Here is a 17,607-nt window from a genome sequence, read left to right on the forward strand (position 1 = left end):
GGCGAAGATGGCGGACGATGTATCGAGGCGCGGGCTGCTGGAACTGGGCATCGGGGCGGCGCTGGCCACGCCTGCGCTGACGATGGCGGTACCGGCGCGCGCGCAGCGGAGGGAGCCGGACTCGGTCGGCGTCGCGGTCGTCGGTCTCGGCAAGCTGAGCCAAGGTCAGATCCTCCCCGCGCTGAAACGCAGAAAGGGTGAGGGGCAGAAAACCGTGATAGTTCGCAACTCCGCAATGACCCATCCGGAATTGAGTGGGTATCACGGCCTGGCGTCGACGAGTATCATTTGTGGCGGCGTTAATTGGACAATGCGTACTTTGGAGCAAATCGTTCGGTATACGACGATCGCTTTCGTACTCCCGGGCTGGGCAAAAGGTCTGTCACCCTTGGAGGTTTGGTGTTGCAGACGACGTGGTGGTCCGAGATTGTCTTGACCGACACCGACACCGACACCGACACCGACACCGACACCGACACCGACACCGACACCGACATCGACATCGGCGGGCTCGCGTGTGCAACCGTCCAACAGGCCCGGTGCCGTAACCTGCAGACTCCGCGCTAGAAACTTGATCTTGTGAGGGAAGTGGCGAACGCGGAGCTTGATGCTTATCCGGTGATGCGAAGTCGGGTGAAGAGCATGAAGCTGGTCGGATCCGACCCGTAGCGCGGCTGGATATCGCGCGGCATGTCGTACTTGCTGACCAGAGCACCGAGGTCGAGCGCGACCTTGCCGATCGGCACCGAATGGTAGCCGCCCAGACTTACCTTGCCGACATTGAAGACGCGCCCAGCCAGTGGATCGCCGCTCTCATTCCCGAACAGCTCGTCCTTGTCGACGTTCTCGGCCCGTCCGAACAGCGTCCAGCGGCCGAGCTGTAGCGCGCTGTCGAGCAGGAACGCGTCGGTGGTGTATCCGTGGTCACCACCCGAAGGGTCGTTTCGGCCCCATGCGAAGGTGGACTGCCAATTGCGATTGTTGCCTAGCGGCAGGTTCCAGGTGACCGATGCCGTCGTGCGGCGCACGTTCTCCTCGGGATGCAGACCTTCGGGGCTTTTCAGGAAGCCGTGGCTCACCTGCGCCGACAGGTTGGCCGTCGGGTTTACCGTTGCCCGCACCGACCAGCTGTCCATGCGCGGACGCTCGATGTCCCATCGGTTCTCGTCCGGCTCGCGGCCGGTGAAGACGGAGCCTTCCAGTTTCAGGCCCTTGTAGACGAGACCGGCCGTCGCGACGCCGAACGTGACGTGAGTGCTGTCGAGCCAGTGGTGCGAGATAGGCGCCTCGGGGTTCGCCACGCCGGAGAAGCGGTGCATGTAGGTGGCCGGACCGAGCGCCGGCTCACCGGGCAGGCCAAGGTAGATGAAGCCGGAAACGTCGCCGCCCAGCTGGCGGCTGTAGGTGGCCGACAGCTCCATGAAGGCGTCATGCGGGTGCTGACGGTCGACGAGCTCGGTCCGGCCGTCGGCAGTCTCGCCGGTCGCGAGCAGCAGCGGATACCCCGATTTGCTCATGAGGGGGTCGAGGCTTCCCATCGCCTTGAGCGTCAGCGTGCCAGCACCGACAGGACGCTGCGCCATGCCCATGAACATCGACGCGACGAACGTCTTGTCGTCGCCGCGCGGTCCGCCCTGATTGTCGTAGACGAGCGTCGCATAGCCGTGGATCATGGTCGACCAGTCGCCGCGCTTGCCCATGATCGCCCACATCGGTGAGCTATCCGGCTGCCAGGCGGTGCCCGAGGCGTCACGCATCATGCTGTATCCACCGAGCATGCCCTTCATGCCCGCCATGTCCATGCCGGCCATGGGCGTGCTGTGGTCCATGCCCTCCATTGAGCCCATGTCCATGCCGGGCATGGTTTCGGGCGCCGCAGCGGTGACAGGTGCGGGACTGGTTTCTGGCCGCGCCTCCTCGGGTGAAGCCATGGGTGTTGCCTCAGGTGGAGCCGCGCCGGTCGCCGCGGCCGGCGGTGCTACCGGGCTTGCCGGCCGGGGCGCTGCCGGCTTGGCCGGTGGAGGCGTGGCTCGACGTAGTGCCCGCTTCGCCGGGACCGGCTTGGCCCTGACGGGCGCCGGCTTGTGCGTGGCGTGCTCGTCCATGTCCATGCCGGGCATCGACTGGGCGTGGACGGCGATCGGCGCGGTGAGCGCCGTTGCCGCGAGCAGTGTTCTGATGAGCATCGGGTGTTCCAGTCGTGTCGGCCGGACGCGCCACCAGGGCGCGTGTCGATGCACGCGCCGTCAGGCGTTTTCCGGGAGTGGAGATCGCCGGGGAAGCGCTGGCGCACTCCCCCGGGTCGTCGTCACTTGGCGGGTGCCGCCGGCATGTCGTGGCCGGCGTGATCGCCGCCCTTCTTCATGTCCTTGCAGCAGTCGCCCTTGCCGTCCTTGCAGCAGTCGGCGCCATCCTTGCAGCACTCCATGCCCTTGCAGCAGTCCGCAGCCGCGTAGGCGGTGGCGGGGACGGCGAGCGCGAGCGCGCCCACGATGATCGGGAGAATCTTCATTTCGGTGTTCCTTGGATGCGTTGACGTTCGGAAGTGTTCGACGTCAGGCGATCTTCGGAGGGGGCGGTGCGGGTGCGCCGGATAAGCCGGCGAGGCGGTCGTACAGTCCGGCGACCGGCGCCATCGCGACCAGCGGGGCCACGCTGGCCTTGGTTACGGTGGCGTCGGGCAGCGCGATGCACAGCGCGCAGGTGGCGACGTCGGACTTTATGGGCTTGCCGGGCTTCGCCGGCATCCCGGCGCAATGTGACTGCATCGCCATCGGCATTGCCGGGGTTGCCGCCATCGCCTCACAGCCCGCACCCATGCGCAGGACGAGACCTACAGCCAGCAGCGCCAGCAGCAGGTGCCTTATGTCGGCAAGGGATCGGGGCAGAATGCGCGCCATCCTCACCTTGTAAGATCGCGGTCGTGGGTGGGCAAGCGAACTGGCCACGTCGTCGCCCCCGAAGATCGCCGTGGCGGCCAGCATGGGGCATTGCTGAGCGAACCGTGCTAGGGTGATGTCCTCCGGCGCACCCGCACGTCGCAACATGTCGTGCTGCGGTCGCTGAGAGGACCAACATGACTGCTCACCTAGACCATCCGGACCATCCGCCAGGCGTCGCGCCCGCGGGTATAGTGAAGGATCCAGTTTGCGGGATGTCGGTCGACCCAGCCACCACGCAGTATCACGCCGATCATGAAGGGCGGCCCTATTCCTTTTGTTCGGCGGGCTGCCGCGCCAAGTTCGTCGGCGACCCCGCCAGATATCTCGAGCCTGCCGTGCATACGGCCATCTTGCCGATGTCAGGCGCGATCTGGACGTGCCCCATGCACCCCCAGATCCATCGGGACGGTCCGGGCACCTGCCCGATCTGCGGGATGGCGCTCGAACCCGAACAGCCGTCGCTGGACGATGCGCCGAACCCCGAACTGGTCGACTTCACCCGACGCACCTGGGTGGCCGGCGTCCTCAGCGTGCCGTTGCTGGCGATATCGATGCTCGCCGAGATGCTGGGGGTGCACTTCGTGCCGCCGGCCTGGTCGCCGTGGATCCAGCTGGCGCTGACCGCGCCGATCGTGCTGTGGGCAGGCTGGCCGTTCTTCGTGCGTGGATGGACGTCGGTCGTGACCCGTCACCTCAACATGTTCACGTTGGTGGCGCTTGGCGTGGGGGCGGCGTTCCTGTACAGCGTCGTCGCGACCGTCACACCGGGGATCTTCCCGCCCACCTTCCGCATGCACGGCACGGTGCCGGTCTATTACGAGGCGGCGGGCGTCGTCGTCACGCTCGTGCTGCTGGGACAGGTGCTCGAATTAAGGGCTCGCGCAGCGACCGGACGGGCGATCCGTGCATTGCTCCATCTGGCACCTAAGACCGCGCGGCGGGTCGCAGCCGATGGAACGGAGGAGGACGTCGAGCTTGCGCTGGTCAAGGCCGGTGATCGGTTGCGCGTTCGACCAGGAGAGGCGGTGCCGGTCGATGGGATTGTCGTCGAGGGCAGGTCTTCCGTCGACGAGTCGATGCTTACTGGCGAGCCCGCCCCGGTGGTGAAGACTGACGGGGCCGACGTGACCGGTGGTACCGTGAACGGAACCGGCTCGCTCGCGATCGAGGCGCGCGCGGTGGGATCGGACACCGTGCTCGCGCGGATCGTGAAGATGGTGGCCGAGGCGCAGCTCAGCCGCGCCCCGATCCAGGCGGTCGCGGACCGGGTGTCTGGCTGGTTCGTGCCGCTGGTCGTCGCGATCGCGGTCGCGACCTTCGTCGTGTGGAATCTGGTCGGACCGGAGCCGCGCTTTGGGCACGCGTTGCTGAATGCGATCGCTGTGCTCATCATTGCTTGTCCCTGCGCGCTGGGCCTCGCGACGCCGATGTCGATCATGGTCGGTACGGGTCGTGGCGCCGCCGCCGGCGTGCTGGTCAAGGATGCCGAGGCGCTACAACGCATGGAGCAGGTCGACACGCTGGTCATCGACAAGACCGGCACGCTGACCGAGGGGCGTCCCGTCCTGACGGCGGTGGAGCTCTCCGAAGGCTTCGACCGTGCGACCGTGCTGTCGGCAGCGGCTGCGGTCGAGGCGCGGTCGGAACATCCACTGGCACAGGCGGTGGTGACCGGCGCCAAGCATGAGAAGGTGTTGGTCGCTCCGGTCGATGCGTTCGATTCTCAGACCGGACGCGGGGTGAGCGGCACAGTCGGCGGCCGCAGCGTGATTGTCGGCAACGCCGAGCAGATGACAATGGCGGGTGCCGACGCGTCCGCTCTCGTCCGAGTGGCGGATCGCTATCGTGGCGAAGGGGCCGGCGTCATGTTCGTCGCGATTGATGGGCGCCTCGCCGGGCTGCTGGTCGTGGCCGATCCGATCAAGGAATCGGCGCGCGCGGCGATCGCGGAATTGCGCGACGAAGGCCTGCGGATCGTGATGCTGACCGGCGATGCCGCAGCCACCGCGAACGCGGTTGCGACCGCGATCGGCGGGATCGACGAGGTCTATGCCGGGCTAAAGCCCGAGGACAAGGCGCGCATCATCGGCGAGCTGAAGGCGAAGGGCGCGGTCGTCGCGATGGCGGGCGACGGGATCAACGACGCCCCCGCGCTGGCCGCCGCCGATGTCGGCGTGGCGATGGGCACGGGCACCGACGTCGCCATCGAGAGCGCCGGCATGACGCTGACCAAGGGCGACCTGGCGGCAATGGTCAGGGCCCGGCGTCTGGCAAAGGCGACGATGCGCAACATCCGGCAGAACCTGCTATTCTCGTTCCTCTTCAATGGCATCGGCGTGCCGGTGGCTGCGGGCGTGCTCTATCCGGTCGCGGGCATCCTTCTGTCGCCGATGCTAGCCGGCGCTGCGATGGCGCTATCGTCCTTTACCGTCGTGACCAACGCTCTGCGATTGAACCGCGCGCGTCTTTGAGCTGTGGGGGTGCATCCGTGCCTGACGTGCGTCGTAAGTCCCGTGCGGCACTACCCGAACCTTCATGATGGTCAGCCATGCCTGTGTTTTTCCGGTTGCTGCGCTCTAGCCACATGTTGACGAGGCGGGGCCTTGGCCTGCATCAGATGATACGGCGGGCTCGTCGCCTGTGTACGGGGGCGAAATGACGCGAAACGATCATGGCTGACGCCGAGCAGCTCACCCTGGCAGTGCCGGTGAAGGCCAGCTGGTGCGAAACAGCGTCGTTCGGCACTGCTGACTGCAGCCAGGTTTGCCGTTGTGATGACGGATCCGACTATGCGATCAAGGACGACCTAGAAGTCGCCGCAGTGCCACATTCGGAGTGGTTCTGCACCCATCTCGGCGAGCTGGTCGGGTTAGCGTCGCCGCCGTGCAAGATCGTCGACGTCCAGGGCAAAGCATGCTTTGGATCGCGTTGGGAGACAGGTCATAATGCGCGTGACTGGATCCTTCGCGCACAGGACGGAAGAATAGACTTTGCCTCGCTCGCCCCGACCCTCTTGCGCATCTATGCCTTCGACCTTTTTGTGAACAACGTCGATCGCCATACGAACAACTACATCGTGCGCGAGCAGCACTTCGGAACGGCGCTGCTCGCTTTCGACTATAGTCGTGCGTGGATCGTGAACGGAATGCCTCCACCGAACATGCCCATGTCGAGTAGTCATAACACCGTTCAATTCATCAAAGGACTGCGAACGATATTCGGAGACTTCTTTCAGCAGAATGAAGCAGACCATGTATTAGATAAATTAGAGTCTACCCCGGTACAGGCAGTAGATAAAATAATCAGTTCACATCCACAGGAATGGTTGACTAAAAGTCAGCACAATGCCATACTTTCATGGTGGAAAAGCGATATTAGAACTTCGCGTATAAGTGACATAAGGAAGGGAGTTAAGGATGGAGAATATCTTTAACTATGCCGTAGTTCAGGCGATGCCCGACCGGCGTCGTGGCGAACGTGTAAATATCGGACTGATGATTTTCGGACCCGATGGGGTCGATCTGCGGATGAGCGAGACTCGCAAGCTTGCCGCGTTGGCGGCTGGTTCATGGGATGCGGACATTGACGCGTTCGCGTCGGCAATACGCAAGCTCGACGATCCCTCGCTTGAGGCGCGCCAGCGTATGGACCGAGTGGCGTTGATCGAGAACCAGTTCACGTCAGCTAGCCGCGGCTGGTTTGAAGTTCGACGTCAGGGCGAATATGAGAAAGTCGTGGGCGAGATCGTCGAAAGCCTGATCACGCGACGCAAGGCCCCTCGTACTCGCGATGGGTCGACCGTCGTTGCGGAGATTAGTGCGGAGCTTCGGGGAGCCGATATTCTGGCTGGTCGCGACGACGAGCTTCGGAGCGGCAAGGTATTGCGCAACTTCCCCATGGGCGCGGGTCTTGAGGCAGACTTTGCTCAGCTGAACGGCCAGTTTCATGTTGCGGCAGTGCTCGATCTTCGGGCGAACAGCCCGCGTCTTGCTCAGGCGGCGCTGAAAGCGATTGTCCTCGATCGTGCCCAGTCCATAGTGCCTGACTACCAGGTGCAGAAAATTGGCGTGTTCGCGGCGGCGCCGGCACGTCTTGACGAACTGCACGACAATCTGGCGATCTTGCGGCCGTACGCTGACGAACTGGTGAACTGGGAGGATGCGTCTGACCGCAAGGAGCTGAAGCGCATCTTCTTCGACGCCTACAACTCGCATGTTCCAACGCCTCTTCTGGAGACGCCGCGTCCTCACTAGCGTCCTTGCCGGAACTTCATCTGCCAATATGTCGTCGGTCAAGCTGAGCGTTACCAGGCTTCGACGCCCGAGATCATGAAGTGCACGTTGGCCGCAAGCTCCTGCATTGTGTCACCGTAGAACGCTAGACCGTATCGTGGCGTGTGAAATCGTGTTCGTGCCCCGAACCGCTCAGGTCCGAAACGCCACGTTGCCCATTCAACGATGAGTGGCCAACGTGGCTCAGGTCCGAAACGCCACGTTGCCCATTCAACGATGAGTGGCCAACGTGGCGTGATATTGGTGTCGGTTACCCTGCGGAAATATCGATCCCTCTACGGGTCCGGGCAACAAGACGCCGAACCGCCTTATCCCAGTCAAAGCTTTTCGTTGCAGCGATGATCGCCTCCCAGTTCACGGCGCTGAACGCCAGCTTGTCGAGATTGCGCTTCAGCAATGGCAGATCCTTCCGAGTGCCATAGCCGCCGCCTACGTTGGCGGGGACATGTCCGCACAGCTTGTCCAGCACGTGTTCCTGCACTTCGGCGGAGCGCCCCTCGTCCATGAATGTGTGGCGTAGCGAATGGAACACCACCCGCGGATCTTTGGACACGTGTGCGTCGATGTGACGGTTTGCCCGTCGGCTTGCTTCCTTGGTGACCTTTGAGAACATGTTGGGCGTCAGATCGATGAACATAAGTTTCTGTCCAGCTTTCTCCAGTGCCGCGACATATTGCACGAACCCAGCTTCGACGACCCGATCGTGGACTGGGATCACCCGTCGCGACACTTCGGTCTTCACCGACTTCTCCGGCAGGTCCGCGTCCTGAAGGTCGTCGGTCACATAATCGTCGATGTCGATATGAAGAACGCCGTCCTCGGTACGAACGTCGCTGCGGTGGGCCTGACCGATCTCCTCGATACGCGCACCGGAGGTCACGCCAAGCAGGAATATCCAGAAGAGCGTCAGATCGCTGACCACCGTCTTGCGATCGAGCAGACGCTCTGGATGGCGGAAGAGATCGGCGGCGAACAGCTTGGTGATCTCGCTGTTGGTGAAGCTGCGTCGGGGTATCTTCGATTTCCCAGCGCCTTCCACCGTCACGCCCTGGCCCACGTTGCCTTCGATCCACCCCTCCTGATTGGCATAGCCGAGCAAGGCCTGGATTGCTCCGATGCGTTTTTTGACGGTCGTAGGCCCGACTTTCGGGATCGTCTTCTTGCCCTTGTAGATGGCAACCCTGTCGGGGAATGGGAGCGTGCGTTCGGTGCGAGGCATGGATACCGGCAGGCTCGCTACGGCATCCCGGTAGTTTAGAAGCATGTCTTTGTTGAAGCTAGAGACCGGAATGTTACCGCAGAACGCGATGAGGTCGGCGACCGAGGTGCTGGTCTCGTGGATGGTCTGCGGTCGCGGCGTCCGACCTTGCGTCCATAGCTCCAGAAGCTCTGGGAAACGCAGGTCCGACCTGTGCCGCGTTCCGATATCCTGGCGATGGGGATTGTCGATCTCGTCGTGGAAGCGCCGGCTGTCCTCGGCCACCCGGACGTTCCAGGCCTCGATCAACGCAAACTCGTTGGGGGGAATGCGCTTTATGGTCGGAGTGGCGAACTTGAACAGCGGATCGAGGACTTCGCCACAGACCTTGATCCAGACCGACCGCGGCTTCTCGCGGATGAAGTCCAGCCATTGATCGCCTGCAAGCAGCTTGCCGCGCCTGTCGGCCAGCCTCCCGGGACCGTCCGACTTGAGGGAAGGGACGTAGCGTTCCGGTTCGAAGCCATGCAACCGAACGCACACCTCCTCGACCCACCAGGTCAGCTCGAGCGCCTGGTAGGGGTAGAACAGGTTGTTGGTCTTCCAGGTCGCCAGAAACCGCGTCACGATCGCCGTGGCGCGCTCGATCGAGATCTCGTCGGCAGTTACTGCGGCGGCAACCCGCTTGGCGGCTTCGTCCATCTGGGCCTGCAGGCGCGCGTTCGCGGCGGGGAACAGTCGCGCGGCTTCCGCCGGATCCCGGGTGCCCAGCGACTCCTTGTAGACGGGCTTGCCGCCCATTTCGGGTCGCAGGCGATCAGGGATCTGCCGCCGGAGATAGTAGATGCCGCTAGGGTGTTTCCAGGGGGTGGCCATCTGCACCATTTTCGTGTCTCGCTGTACCTGCTCGCTGTACCAGCGGAGGGTAAAGACAACGTAAAACGTGGATTTCTGCCACTATCACCAAATATGGTGACCCCTACGGGAATCGAACCCGTGCTTCAGCCGTGAAAGGGCCGCGTCCTAACCGCTAGACGAAGGGGCCGTGCCCGATTGCTCGGGAGCGAAGGGCCGGTTAGGCAAAGTCTGGGCGGCGGTCAAGCGCTTTGGTCATTAATTCGCCCATGCGGCGTCATCTAAATGCAATTCAGCGCTCGGACGCGCACCCCAATCGTCGATCTTGGCGCGTCCGGCGAGCCACAGGCGGCGGTGCGGCGGTGCCCCGAGCAACGCCTGGCCGAGCAGCGTCTCCGCGGCGCGGAAGGCGACCGTCTTGAGCGTGCCGCCGCCATCGCCGCTGACGATCGCGCGGACGTGGCCGTTGCCGACGATATCCGCCTTGATGACGCGAACCGGCCCCGCGACGATTCGCGGTTGCGGCCAGCCCATGCCGTACGGCCCGCCCGCTTCCATTGCCGCGATGAGCTCGGGGTTGACCCCGGCGGTCGTCAGCACTGCATCGAGCAACAACGCGCGGTCCCCCATCGCGCGGGTGACCGCGGCGTCGAGCCGGTCGCTCAGGAAATCGTCGAGCGCGCCGATCCGGTCCTCGGCGATCGTCAGCCCCGCCGCCATCGCATGCCCGCCGCCCGCGACGAGCAGACCCGTCTCCTTCGCCGACAACACCGCCGCGCCGAGATCGACCCCGGGGATCGACCGGCCCGAGCCCTTGCCGACGCCCGCATCGTCGATCGCGATGACGAGCGCGGGGCGGCCGTATTTTTCCTTGAGCCGCCCCGCGACGATCCCGATCACCCCGGGGTGCCAGCCATGCCCCGCGACCACGAGCACCGCGCGGTTGCTCTTGGACGAAGCGATCAGGTCGGCGGCTTCCTGGACGATTCCCTCGATCGCGCGGCGTTCCTCGTTGAGCCGGTCGAGTTCAACCGCGATCGCTTCTGCCTCCGCCGGATCCTGCGTGATGAGCAATCGCACGCCAAGATCGGACTTGCCGACCCGCCCGCCCGCGTTGATCCGGGGTCCCAGCGCGAAACCAAGGTCGCTGCTGGTCGGCGCGCGCGTCAGCCGCGAGGCGGTGATCAGCGCGTTGAGGCCGATGTTGCGGCGCTGCGCCATCACCTTGAGCCCCTGCGCGACGAACGCGCGGTTGAGGCCCTTGAGCTGCGCCACGTCCGCCACGGTGCCAAGTGCGACGAGGTCGAGCAGGTCGAGCAGCCGGGGTTCGGCGCGCGTCGCGAAGAACCCGCGCGCGCGGAGCGTCCGGATCAGCGCCGCGCCGAGCAGAAACGCGACCCCGACCGCGGCAAGGTGGCCGTGCGCCGCGCCTTCGGTCTCGTCGAGCCGATTGGGGTTGACCAGCGCATGGCTGTGCGGGAGCGCGGCGGCGCATTTGTGATGATCGACCACCACCACGTCGACGCCCGCATCGCGTGCGATGGCGAGCGCGTCGAACGCCTGCGCGCCGCAGTCGACCGTCACGATCAGGCTCGCGCCTTCGTTCTTCAGCTGGACCATCGCTGCCCCGGTCGGGCCATAACCCTCGGTCAGCCGGTCGGGGATATAGGGACGCGCTTCGATCCCGAGATCGCGCAGCAGCAGGATGACGAGCGCCGCGGAGGTCGCACCGTCGACGTCGTAATCGCCGAACACCGCAACCTGTTCACCCGAAGCGATCGCGTCGGCGAGGCGTTCTGCGGCCTTGTCCATGTCCTGGAAGATCGACGGATCGGGCATGAAGCCGCGGATGCTCGGCGCCTTGTGAAGCTCGATCGCGTCGCGCGGACATCCGCGCGCGAGGAGCAACTGGGTGACGAGATCGTCGGGGGCGAAGCCCGGGTCGCGGGCGTCGGTTTCGAGCAGGCGCCAGCGCCACGGCTGGCCAAGGATCGAGCGGTCGATGTTGAGGACGGTGTTCACAGGGGAGCCTGTACCGGATCGCAGGGGCGGCGCAAACGCTTGCGTCCCGCGGGGGCGGGTCAGCCCTTGATCCAGTTGCCCTCGCGAAACCACTTCGTGATGATGTACTTGGTTCCGGCGGTCACCGGCATGCCCTCGTGGAGCGTATCGGGGTTCGGGCTTCCGTCCGCGCGCATGTTGTTCCACGCGATCAGCAGACCGCGTTTGGGCGCGATCCGCACCCCGACCAGCGGGAACCACGTCGCGCCACCTTCTTCGACGTCGTTGAGGTAGATCATCGCGGTCCAGGTGCGCTGCCCGCCGCTTTCGATCATCTTGGGCCAGTACGGCTGGGCCTCGTTGAAATAATCGTTGTGCGCGCGGAAATGCTGGCCGACCGCATAGCGCTGTCCCTGCATCGTCTCGCCGTGGACCGGATCGATCCCGAGCAGCGCGGCGATCGCCTCGTCGGTGGGGCGGACGTCGGGGGACCAGCGGTCCATGTCGCAGCTTTCGCTGGTGCGGAACGCCTGCACCGCATCGTCCGCGAGAACGGTCGAGCGGCGGCGGTTGGCATCGATCATCTCGACGAACTTCGCGCAGGTCGCCGCATCGAGAAAGTCGGGATGGCGGTAGATATGCGCGCCGTCGACGTTCGACCGCGTGATCGCTGAATTCGCGGCGAGCTGGCGCGTCACGCTTTCGCCGAACTGGCGGCGGACCGGCGACGCGGCACCGGTCTTTTTGGAAAAGAAGCCCATGCGCCCGGACTTTGCCGTCGAGCGGGGAAAAAACAAGGGGTCCGCGCGAACGAACGCGCGAACCCCTTGCTGCGGGGACGGATTACCAGAAGATGTCGTACACCGTGTCGACGACATTGCCGGTGCGAACATCGACCAGCAGCGCGTCATTATAATAGCGAACCCAGCGATACGGGCCGTAGGCGGGCGGCAACCGGTAATCGTCCGCGTCGTTGATCCAGTAATCCTGCGCGAACAGGATCGAGTTCAGCCGGAAGCCGATCCCGAAGCGGCGATAGCCATTGCTCCAGCCGCTCGGCGCATAATAGCGGGGGAGCCGGTAGGCGTTGTAGTTCTGGCGGCGATAATCATTGTAGTTGTAGCGATTGTCGCGCCGCCAGTCGCGGCTCCACGCGCCGCCGTTGCCGTTCCATCCACGATTGTTGCCACCGCGATTGTCCCAGCCGCGGTTATCGCCCCCGCGGTTTTCCCAGCCGCGATTTTCGTTGCGTTGCCAATTGGCGTTGCCACGGCCGTCGTTGCGCCAGTCAGCGCCGCGATCGTTCCCGCGCCAGCCATCGCCCCTGCGGTCGTCGTTGCGACCGTCCGGGCGACCGTCCGTTCCCCGCCCTGCGACCCCACCGGCAAATCCGCGCCGATCCCCGTCGCGACGATCGTTCCCGTTCCAGCCGCGCTGATCCGCAGGCCGCCCCTGGACCTGGCCATCGAACCCGCCACGCGGGCGCTGGAAGCCGGGGGACTGCGGCTGGCCGAGCTGCGCCTGCGCCGGTTGCACGCCGCGGTCGAACCCGCCGCGTCCGCCTTGATCGCCACCGCGGCGATCGAAGCCGCCACGCCCGCCACCGTCGGGGCGTTCCATCCGGGGTTGCTGCGGCGGTGCCTGAGGCGCCTGCGCCTGCGCCTGAGGCTGTGGCTGCGCCTGGATCTGGGGCTGGCCGCCGCCACGCTGCTGCCAGCGTTGTCCGCCATCAGGCCGCCCTTGCGCGTCGCCGCGGCCTTCGCCACGACCGCGCCGGTCGCCACCGTCCTGCGCGAGTGCCACCGCCGGGATCAGCGCCGATGCCGCGATGAGAGCGGCGAGCAAAGACTTGCGCATTGAATGGTCCTCTGTCCCGCCCGGGCACTACGCCCGACCGTTGAATGGGAAGTACGCGACGGGCGATGGACCGTCGCTGAACTGTCATGACAGCGTTGCGAAAGCTTTTACCGGGGTTGGACCAACGCCGGAACCGTGCGCGCCGCGTCCGCTGGCAAGATGCCGGGGGCAGGGGGCGCATCGACCGTCTCGTCGCCGCGCTGAATGCTCGCCGCGAGCAGCACCGCCTCGACCAGCCGTGGATAGATGCCGCAGCGGCAGAGATTGGTAATCTCGCGCCGGATGTCGTCCTCACTCGGGGCGCGGTTGTGCTGGAGCAGCACCGACACCGCCATGATCATCCCGGGGATGCAGAACCCGCACTGGACCACGTTCTTCGCCGCGAACGCGATCTGCGCGGGGTGGCTGCGGTCGCGTGACAGGCCTTCGATCGTGGTGACATAACTGCCCTCGACCGCGCCGATGGTGCGTTGGCACGACCGGACCGCGATGCCGTCCACATCGACCGTGCAGGCCCCGCACGCGCCGGTGCCGCAGCCATATTTCGTACCGGTCAGGTTGGACGCGTCGCGCAATGCCCACAGCAACGGTGTCGCCGGGTCCATGCTGTACTGGACGGGTTGGTTATTCACAGTGAAACGAGTCATTTCCGGAAGGTCTTACGGGAACTTCTGATCCCATCAAGCGGTTCGTCGACGCCAGCGGCGTGGGGCTGCTGATGGACTGCAGACCAATCGGGTGGGTCCGCGGATATCGGGGGATTTTCATGACGTCACTTCGGACGGCAGCGGTTTCGCGTGCCATGGCAGGCTGCGGCTTCATCAGTCTCGCAACGTTCGGGGGCGCCTCCGGTGCGGCGCAATCGCTGCCGGCATCGCCCGCCTCCTCGACCGAGAAGCCGGGCAAGGAGGAAACTGCCCCCAAGAAGGACGAGACCGGCCTGCTCGTCACCGCGTCGATCCGCGCGCGGTACGAGACGGTCGACGGTCGCCCGCGGCCGGGGTTCGCGACGTCCGAGGATGCGTTCCTCGTCCGTACCGGGGTCGCGGTGGAATATGGCCCGGGGCCACTCGCGATCGGCGGCGAACTGGTCGACAGCCGCGCCTATGACATTGGCGGCGGGTCGCAGATCACCAACAGCGACGTCAACGCGCTCGAACTGCCGCAGGCTTATTTCAAGCTGCGGCTCGATCACGGGGTGGGACCGGTCGGCAAGGTCGCGATCGAGGGCGGGCGGTTCCTGCTCAACCTTGGCTCCGGGCGGCTTGTGGCGACGGACGAATATCGCAACACCGTCAACGGGTTTACCGGCCTGCGGGTGGATCTCGGACCGGCGCGCAATACCGATGTCACGCTATTCTATGTCCTGCCGCAGGAACGCCTGCCCGACGACCAGGCCGATATCCGCCGCAACGTCGTCCGCTTCGATCGCGAGACGTTCGACGAGGTGTTCTTCGGGGTCGATTTGCGGCGGGCCAAGGTGCTGGGGCAGGGGCAGCTCGAACTGGCCTATTACCGTCTCGCGGAGCATGATTCCCCCGGCCGGACGACTGCCGATCGTCGGCTCCATACGCTGGACGGACGGCTCTCGCGCGAGCCGAAGGCCGGGACGTATGACTATGATGTCGAGACGATTTATCAATTCGGTCGGGCAAGCGATTCGACGATGGCGACAGCCGTCACAAGGGACGTTTCCGCAGGCTTCGTCCACGCCGCGGCGGGCTACAGCTTCGGCGGTCCGCTCAAGCCGCGGATCGGGCTGTTCTACGATTATGCCAGCGGCAACGGGCGCGACGGGACATATCATCGCTTCGACACGCTATATGGCAGCCGGCGCGACGATCTCGGGCCCTCGGGCACCTACGCCGCGCTTGCCCGTGAGAACATCAGCGCGCCGGGAATCCGGTTCGAGGCGAAGCCCGGCAAGCGGTTCGAGGCGCTCGCGGACTATCGCGGTGTCTGGCTCGCGTCGCGCTACGACCGGTTCTACAATGTCATCGACAAGACCGGCGCGTCGGGGCGGTTCGGCGGACAGCAGGTCGAGGGGCGTCTGCGCTACTGGCTAATCCCCGATCACCTGCGGCTCGAAAGCAATTTCGCGCTGCTGTTCAAGGGGCGTTTCCTGAAGGATGCCCCGCAGGCGATCGCGCGCGATCAGGGGACGGTCAAGTTCATCGAGACGAACCTGCAGGCCAGCTTCTAGGCACCCGCGCGTCCTCCAACGATCTGCCGTACGGGTATTTGTCTGATTTATCCGGGACGACTACAGCCGTTCGCAAGTCCCGTCGCGATTGCGACGACTCGGGGACACGGTTCGCCGAACAGGAGAGAGATTGATGACGTTTCGTGTCGTGGCCGTGCCGCTGCTGTTGATCGCCACCACCGCCACCGCCCAGGTCGCCGCACCACCGCCGCCCGCGAAGGTCGCGCCCGACGCCGGGATGCCCGCACTGCCGACATGGACCAAACCTGCGTTGCGCGGTGCCTGGAACGATACGAAGCGCACCCCGGATGCGCGCGCGAAGGCGCTGGTCGCGGCGATGACGCGTGAGGAAAAGCACGCGTTGGTCTTCGGCTATTTCGGCACGGACTTTCCCGTCTCGCTCTATATCGCCCCCAAGGAAGCGCTCGAGGGGTCGGCCGGATACGTGCCGCCGATCGCGCGTCTCGGCATTCCGGCGCAGTTCCAGACCGATGCCGGGGTCGGCGTCGCGACCCAGGGCGGCGCGAAGAACAAGCGTGGGCGGACCGCGCTGCCGTCGGGTCTGGCGATCGCGGCGGGCTGGGACCTGACCGTGGCGCGCGCAGGCGGCGCGATGATTGGCGACGAGGCGCGGCGATCGGGCTTCAACGTGATGCTCGCAGGCGGCGTCAACCTGCTGCGCGAGCCGCGCAACGGGCGTAACTTCGAATATGGCGGCGAGGATCCGCTGCTGGCGGGAACGATCGTCGGCGAGCAGGTGATCGGCATCCAGTCGAACCATGTCATCTCGACGATCAAGCATTATGCGATCAACGACCAGGAAACCGATCGCAATACCGGCAATTCGATCCTCGACCACAGCGCCGCGCGCGTATCGGACCTGCTCGCTTTCCAGTTCGCGATCGAACGCGCGACGCCGGGATCGATCATGTGCTCGTACAACCGCGTCGATGGGACGCATGCGTGCGAGAACAGCTGGCTGCTGACCGACGTGCTGCGCACCGACTGGGGGTTCAAGGGCTATGTGATGAGCGACTGGGGCGCGACGCACAGCACGGTCGCGGCGGCCACTGCCGGGCTCGACCAGGATTCGGGGTTTCCGTTCGACACCAAGCCGTTCTTCGGCGCGCCGCTGCGCGAAGCGCTTGCGCAGGGCACGCTGAAGCCGGCGCAACTCGACCTGATGGCGGAGCGCATCCTCCACGCGATGTTTGCGCAGGGGCTGTTCGAACATCCGCTGCAGCAACAGGCGATCGACATGCCCGCGCATGCCGCGGTCAGCCGCAGCGCGGCCGAGGCGGGGATCGTCCTGCTCAAGAACGAGCGTAACTTTCTCCCGCTCGTCGCGAAGGCGAAGCGGATCGCGATCATCGGCGGGCATGCCGACAAGGGTGTGCTTGCGGGCGGCGGGTCGTCGCTGGTTTATCCGGCGGAGGGCAATGCCGTCCCCGGGATCGCGCCGACGACGTGGCCGGGGCCGATCATGTACTATCCGTCGTCGCCGATGGAGGAAATCAAGCGCCAGTTGCCGGGTGCGACCGTCCGTTTTGCCGATGGCAGCGACCTTGCCGCCGCCGCCGCGCTGGCACGCGACAGCGACGTGGTGATCGTGTTCGGGACGCAATGGGCCGGTGAATCGTTCGACGTGCCGATGGCGCTCGACGGCCAGCAGGACGCGCTGATCGACGCGGTCGCCTCGGCCAATCGCAACACCGCGGTCGTGCTCGAGACCGGCGGGCCGGTCGCAATGCCGTGGATCGACAAGGTCGGCGCGGTGGTCGCTGCCTGGTATCCCGGCACCGCTGGCGGGGCCGCGATCGCCAACGTGCTGACGGGCAAGGTCAACCCCTCGGGTCGCCTGCCGGTCACGTTCGCGCGGAACGTGGATCAGTTGCCCGACCGGGCGGCCCCGCACAGCGGCGACGTCGTTTATCGCGAAGGCGCTGCGGTCGGGTACAAGTGGTTTGATGCCAAGGCGATCAAGCCGCTGTTCCCGTTCGGTTACGGACTGTCCTATTCGCGCTTCGATACGAGCGGGCTACGCGCAAGCGTTGCCGACGGGACGATCTCCGCGAGCTTCACGGTACGCAACAGTGGCGCGCTCGCGGGGGCTACGGTGGGGCAGGTCTACATCGCGCCCGTCGCGGGCGGATGGGAGGCGCCCAAGCGGCTCGGCGGTTTCGCGAAGGTCGCGCTTGCGGCGGGCGCGAGCCAGTCCGTGTCCGTCACGGTCGATCCGCGATTGCTGGCAACGTGGGA

General features: G+C 65.3%; 15 protein-coding genes and 1 tRNA gene. 7 read left to right on the forward strand and 9 right to left on the reverse strand.

Translation table 11 applies throughout. The features are described from left to right. The first annotated feature begins 7 nt into the window (after positions 1–7). Both RH91_RS23185 and RH91_RS23485 read left to right on the forward strand, forming a co-directional pair. Complete coding sequence (locus RH91_RS23185) at positions 8–436, forward strand: hypothetical protein (RefSeq protein WP_232283509.1); 429 nt, start codon at positions 8–10, stop codon at positions 434–436. After that, the gene (locus RH91_RS23485; RefSeq protein WP_269724658.1) at positions 433–567 is read left to right on the forward strand and encodes a hypothetical protein; all 135 of its coding nucleotides are present in this window, start codon (positions 433–435) and stop codon (positions 565–567) included. The genes RH91_RS23185 and RH91_RS23485 overlap by 4 nt, the downstream gene beginning before the upstream one ends. Before the next feature lie 44 nt (positions 568–611). Here the strand turns inward: RH91_RS23485 and RH91_RS13855 are convergent, their stop codons facing one another. The 3 genes from RH91_RS13855 to RH91_RS13865 form a co-directional block, all read right to left on the reverse strand. Further along, positions 612–2,186, reverse strand: coding sequence for a hypothetical protein (locus RH91_RS13855; RefSeq protein WP_157136945.1), 1,575 nt, complete (start codon positions 2,184–2,186; stop codon positions 612–614). Between the two features lie 122 nt (positions 2,187–2,308). Beyond that, complete coding sequence (locus RH91_RS13860; RefSeq protein WP_010163443.1) at positions 2,309–2,512, reverse strand: hypothetical protein; 204 nt, start codon at positions 2,510–2,512, stop codon at positions 2,309–2,311. Positions 2,513–2,555: 43 nt separating this feature from the next. Continuing rightward, positions 2,556–2,900: a hypothetical protein gene (locus tag RH91_RS13865; RefSeq protein ID WP_157136946.1), complete on the reverse strand. Its 345-nt coding sequence runs from the start codon at positions 2,898–2,900 to the stop codon at positions 2,556–2,558. A 176-nt stretch (positions 2,901–3,076) separates the two neighbouring features. Here RH91_RS13865 and RH91_RS13870 point away from each other — a divergent pair, with 176 nt between their 5' ends. The 3 genes from RH91_RS13870 to RH91_RS13880 all read left to right on the forward strand — a co-directional run bounded on the left by RH91_RS13870 (position 3,077) and on the right by RH91_RS13880 (position 7,195). Beyond that, positions 3,077–5,413, forward strand: coding sequence for a heavy metal translocating P-type ATPase (locus tag RH91_RS13870; protein WP_081469550.1), 2,337 nt, complete (start codon positions 3,077–3,079; stop codon positions 5,411–5,413). A gap of 200 nt (positions 5,414–5,613) precedes the next feature. After that, entirely contained in the window at positions 5,614–6,375 is a 762-nt protein-coding gene (locus RH91_RS22510; protein ID WP_010163446.1) for a HipA family kinase, read from the forward strand. Next, on the forward strand, positions 6,359–7,195 hold the full coding sequence (locus RH91_RS13880) for a DUF3037 domain-containing protein (protein WP_081469551.1): 837 nt from the start codon (positions 6,359–6,361) through the stop codon (positions 7,193–7,195). The genes RH91_RS22510 and RH91_RS13880 overlap by 17 nt, the downstream gene beginning before the upstream one ends. A gap of 289 nt (positions 7,196–7,484) precedes the next feature. On the opposite strand, the gene RH91_RS21270 is transcribed toward RH91_RS13880, so the two are convergent. From RH91_RS21270 to RH91_RS13910, 6 genes are all read right to left on the reverse strand, one after another. Next, on the reverse strand, positions 7,485–9,317 hold the full coding sequence (locus tag RH91_RS21270; RefSeq protein ID WP_081469552.1) for a site-specific integrase: 1,833 nt from the start codon (positions 9,315–9,317) through the stop codon (positions 7,485–7,487). A gap of 85 nt (positions 9,318–9,402) precedes the next feature. Further along, a tRNA-Glu gene (locus tag RH91_RS13890) sits at positions 9,403–9,477 on the reverse strand. A gap of 68 nt (positions 9,478–9,545) precedes the next feature. Then, the gene (gene recJ / locus RH91_RS13895) at positions 9,546–11,309 is read right to left on the reverse strand and encodes a single-stranded-DNA-specific exonuclease RecJ (protein ID WP_010163449.1); all 1,764 of its coding nucleotides are present in this window, start codon (positions 11,307–11,309) and stop codon (positions 9,546–9,548) included. A 59-nt stretch (positions 11,310–11,368) separates the two neighbouring features. Beyond that, complete coding sequence (locus RH91_RS13900) at positions 11,369–12,049, reverse strand: prolyl hydroxylase family protein (RefSeq protein WP_010163450.1); 681 nt, start codon at positions 12,047–12,049, stop codon at positions 11,369–11,371. A gap of 82 nt (positions 12,050–12,131) precedes the next feature. Then, positions 12,132–13,145: an RcnB family protein gene (locus RH91_RS13905; RefSeq protein ID WP_232283510.1), complete on the reverse strand. Its 1,014-nt coding sequence runs from the start codon at positions 13,143–13,145 to the stop codon at positions 12,132–12,134. Positions 13,146–13,252: 107 nt separating this feature from the next. Then, complete coding sequence (locus tag RH91_RS13910; protein WP_029623875.1) at positions 13,253–13,792, reverse strand: (2Fe-2S)-binding protein; 540 nt, start codon at positions 13,790–13,792, stop codon at positions 13,253–13,255. A gap of 155 nt (positions 13,793–13,947) precedes the next feature. On the opposite strand from RH91_RS13910, the gene RH91_RS13915 reads away from it, so the two are divergent. Together RH91_RS13915 and RH91_RS13920 are read left to right on the forward strand one after the other, a co-directional pair. Beyond that, a complete protein-coding gene (locus tag RH91_RS13915) occupies positions 13,948–15,348 on the forward strand; it encodes an alginate export family protein (protein WP_010163453.1) in 1,401 nt (466 codons plus the stop codon). Between the two features lie 133 nt (positions 15,349–15,481). After that, on the forward strand, positions 15,482–17,607 hold a 2,126-nt coding region (locus tag RH91_RS13920), incomplete at its 3' end, for a glycoside hydrolase family 3 C-terminal domain-containing protein (protein ID WP_037478818.1).

The organism is Sphingomonas sp. PAMC 26617 (genome assembly GCF_000242835.1).
GTDB lineage: Bacteria > Pseudomonadota > Alphaproteobacteria > Sphingomonadales > Sphingomonadaceae > Sphingomonas.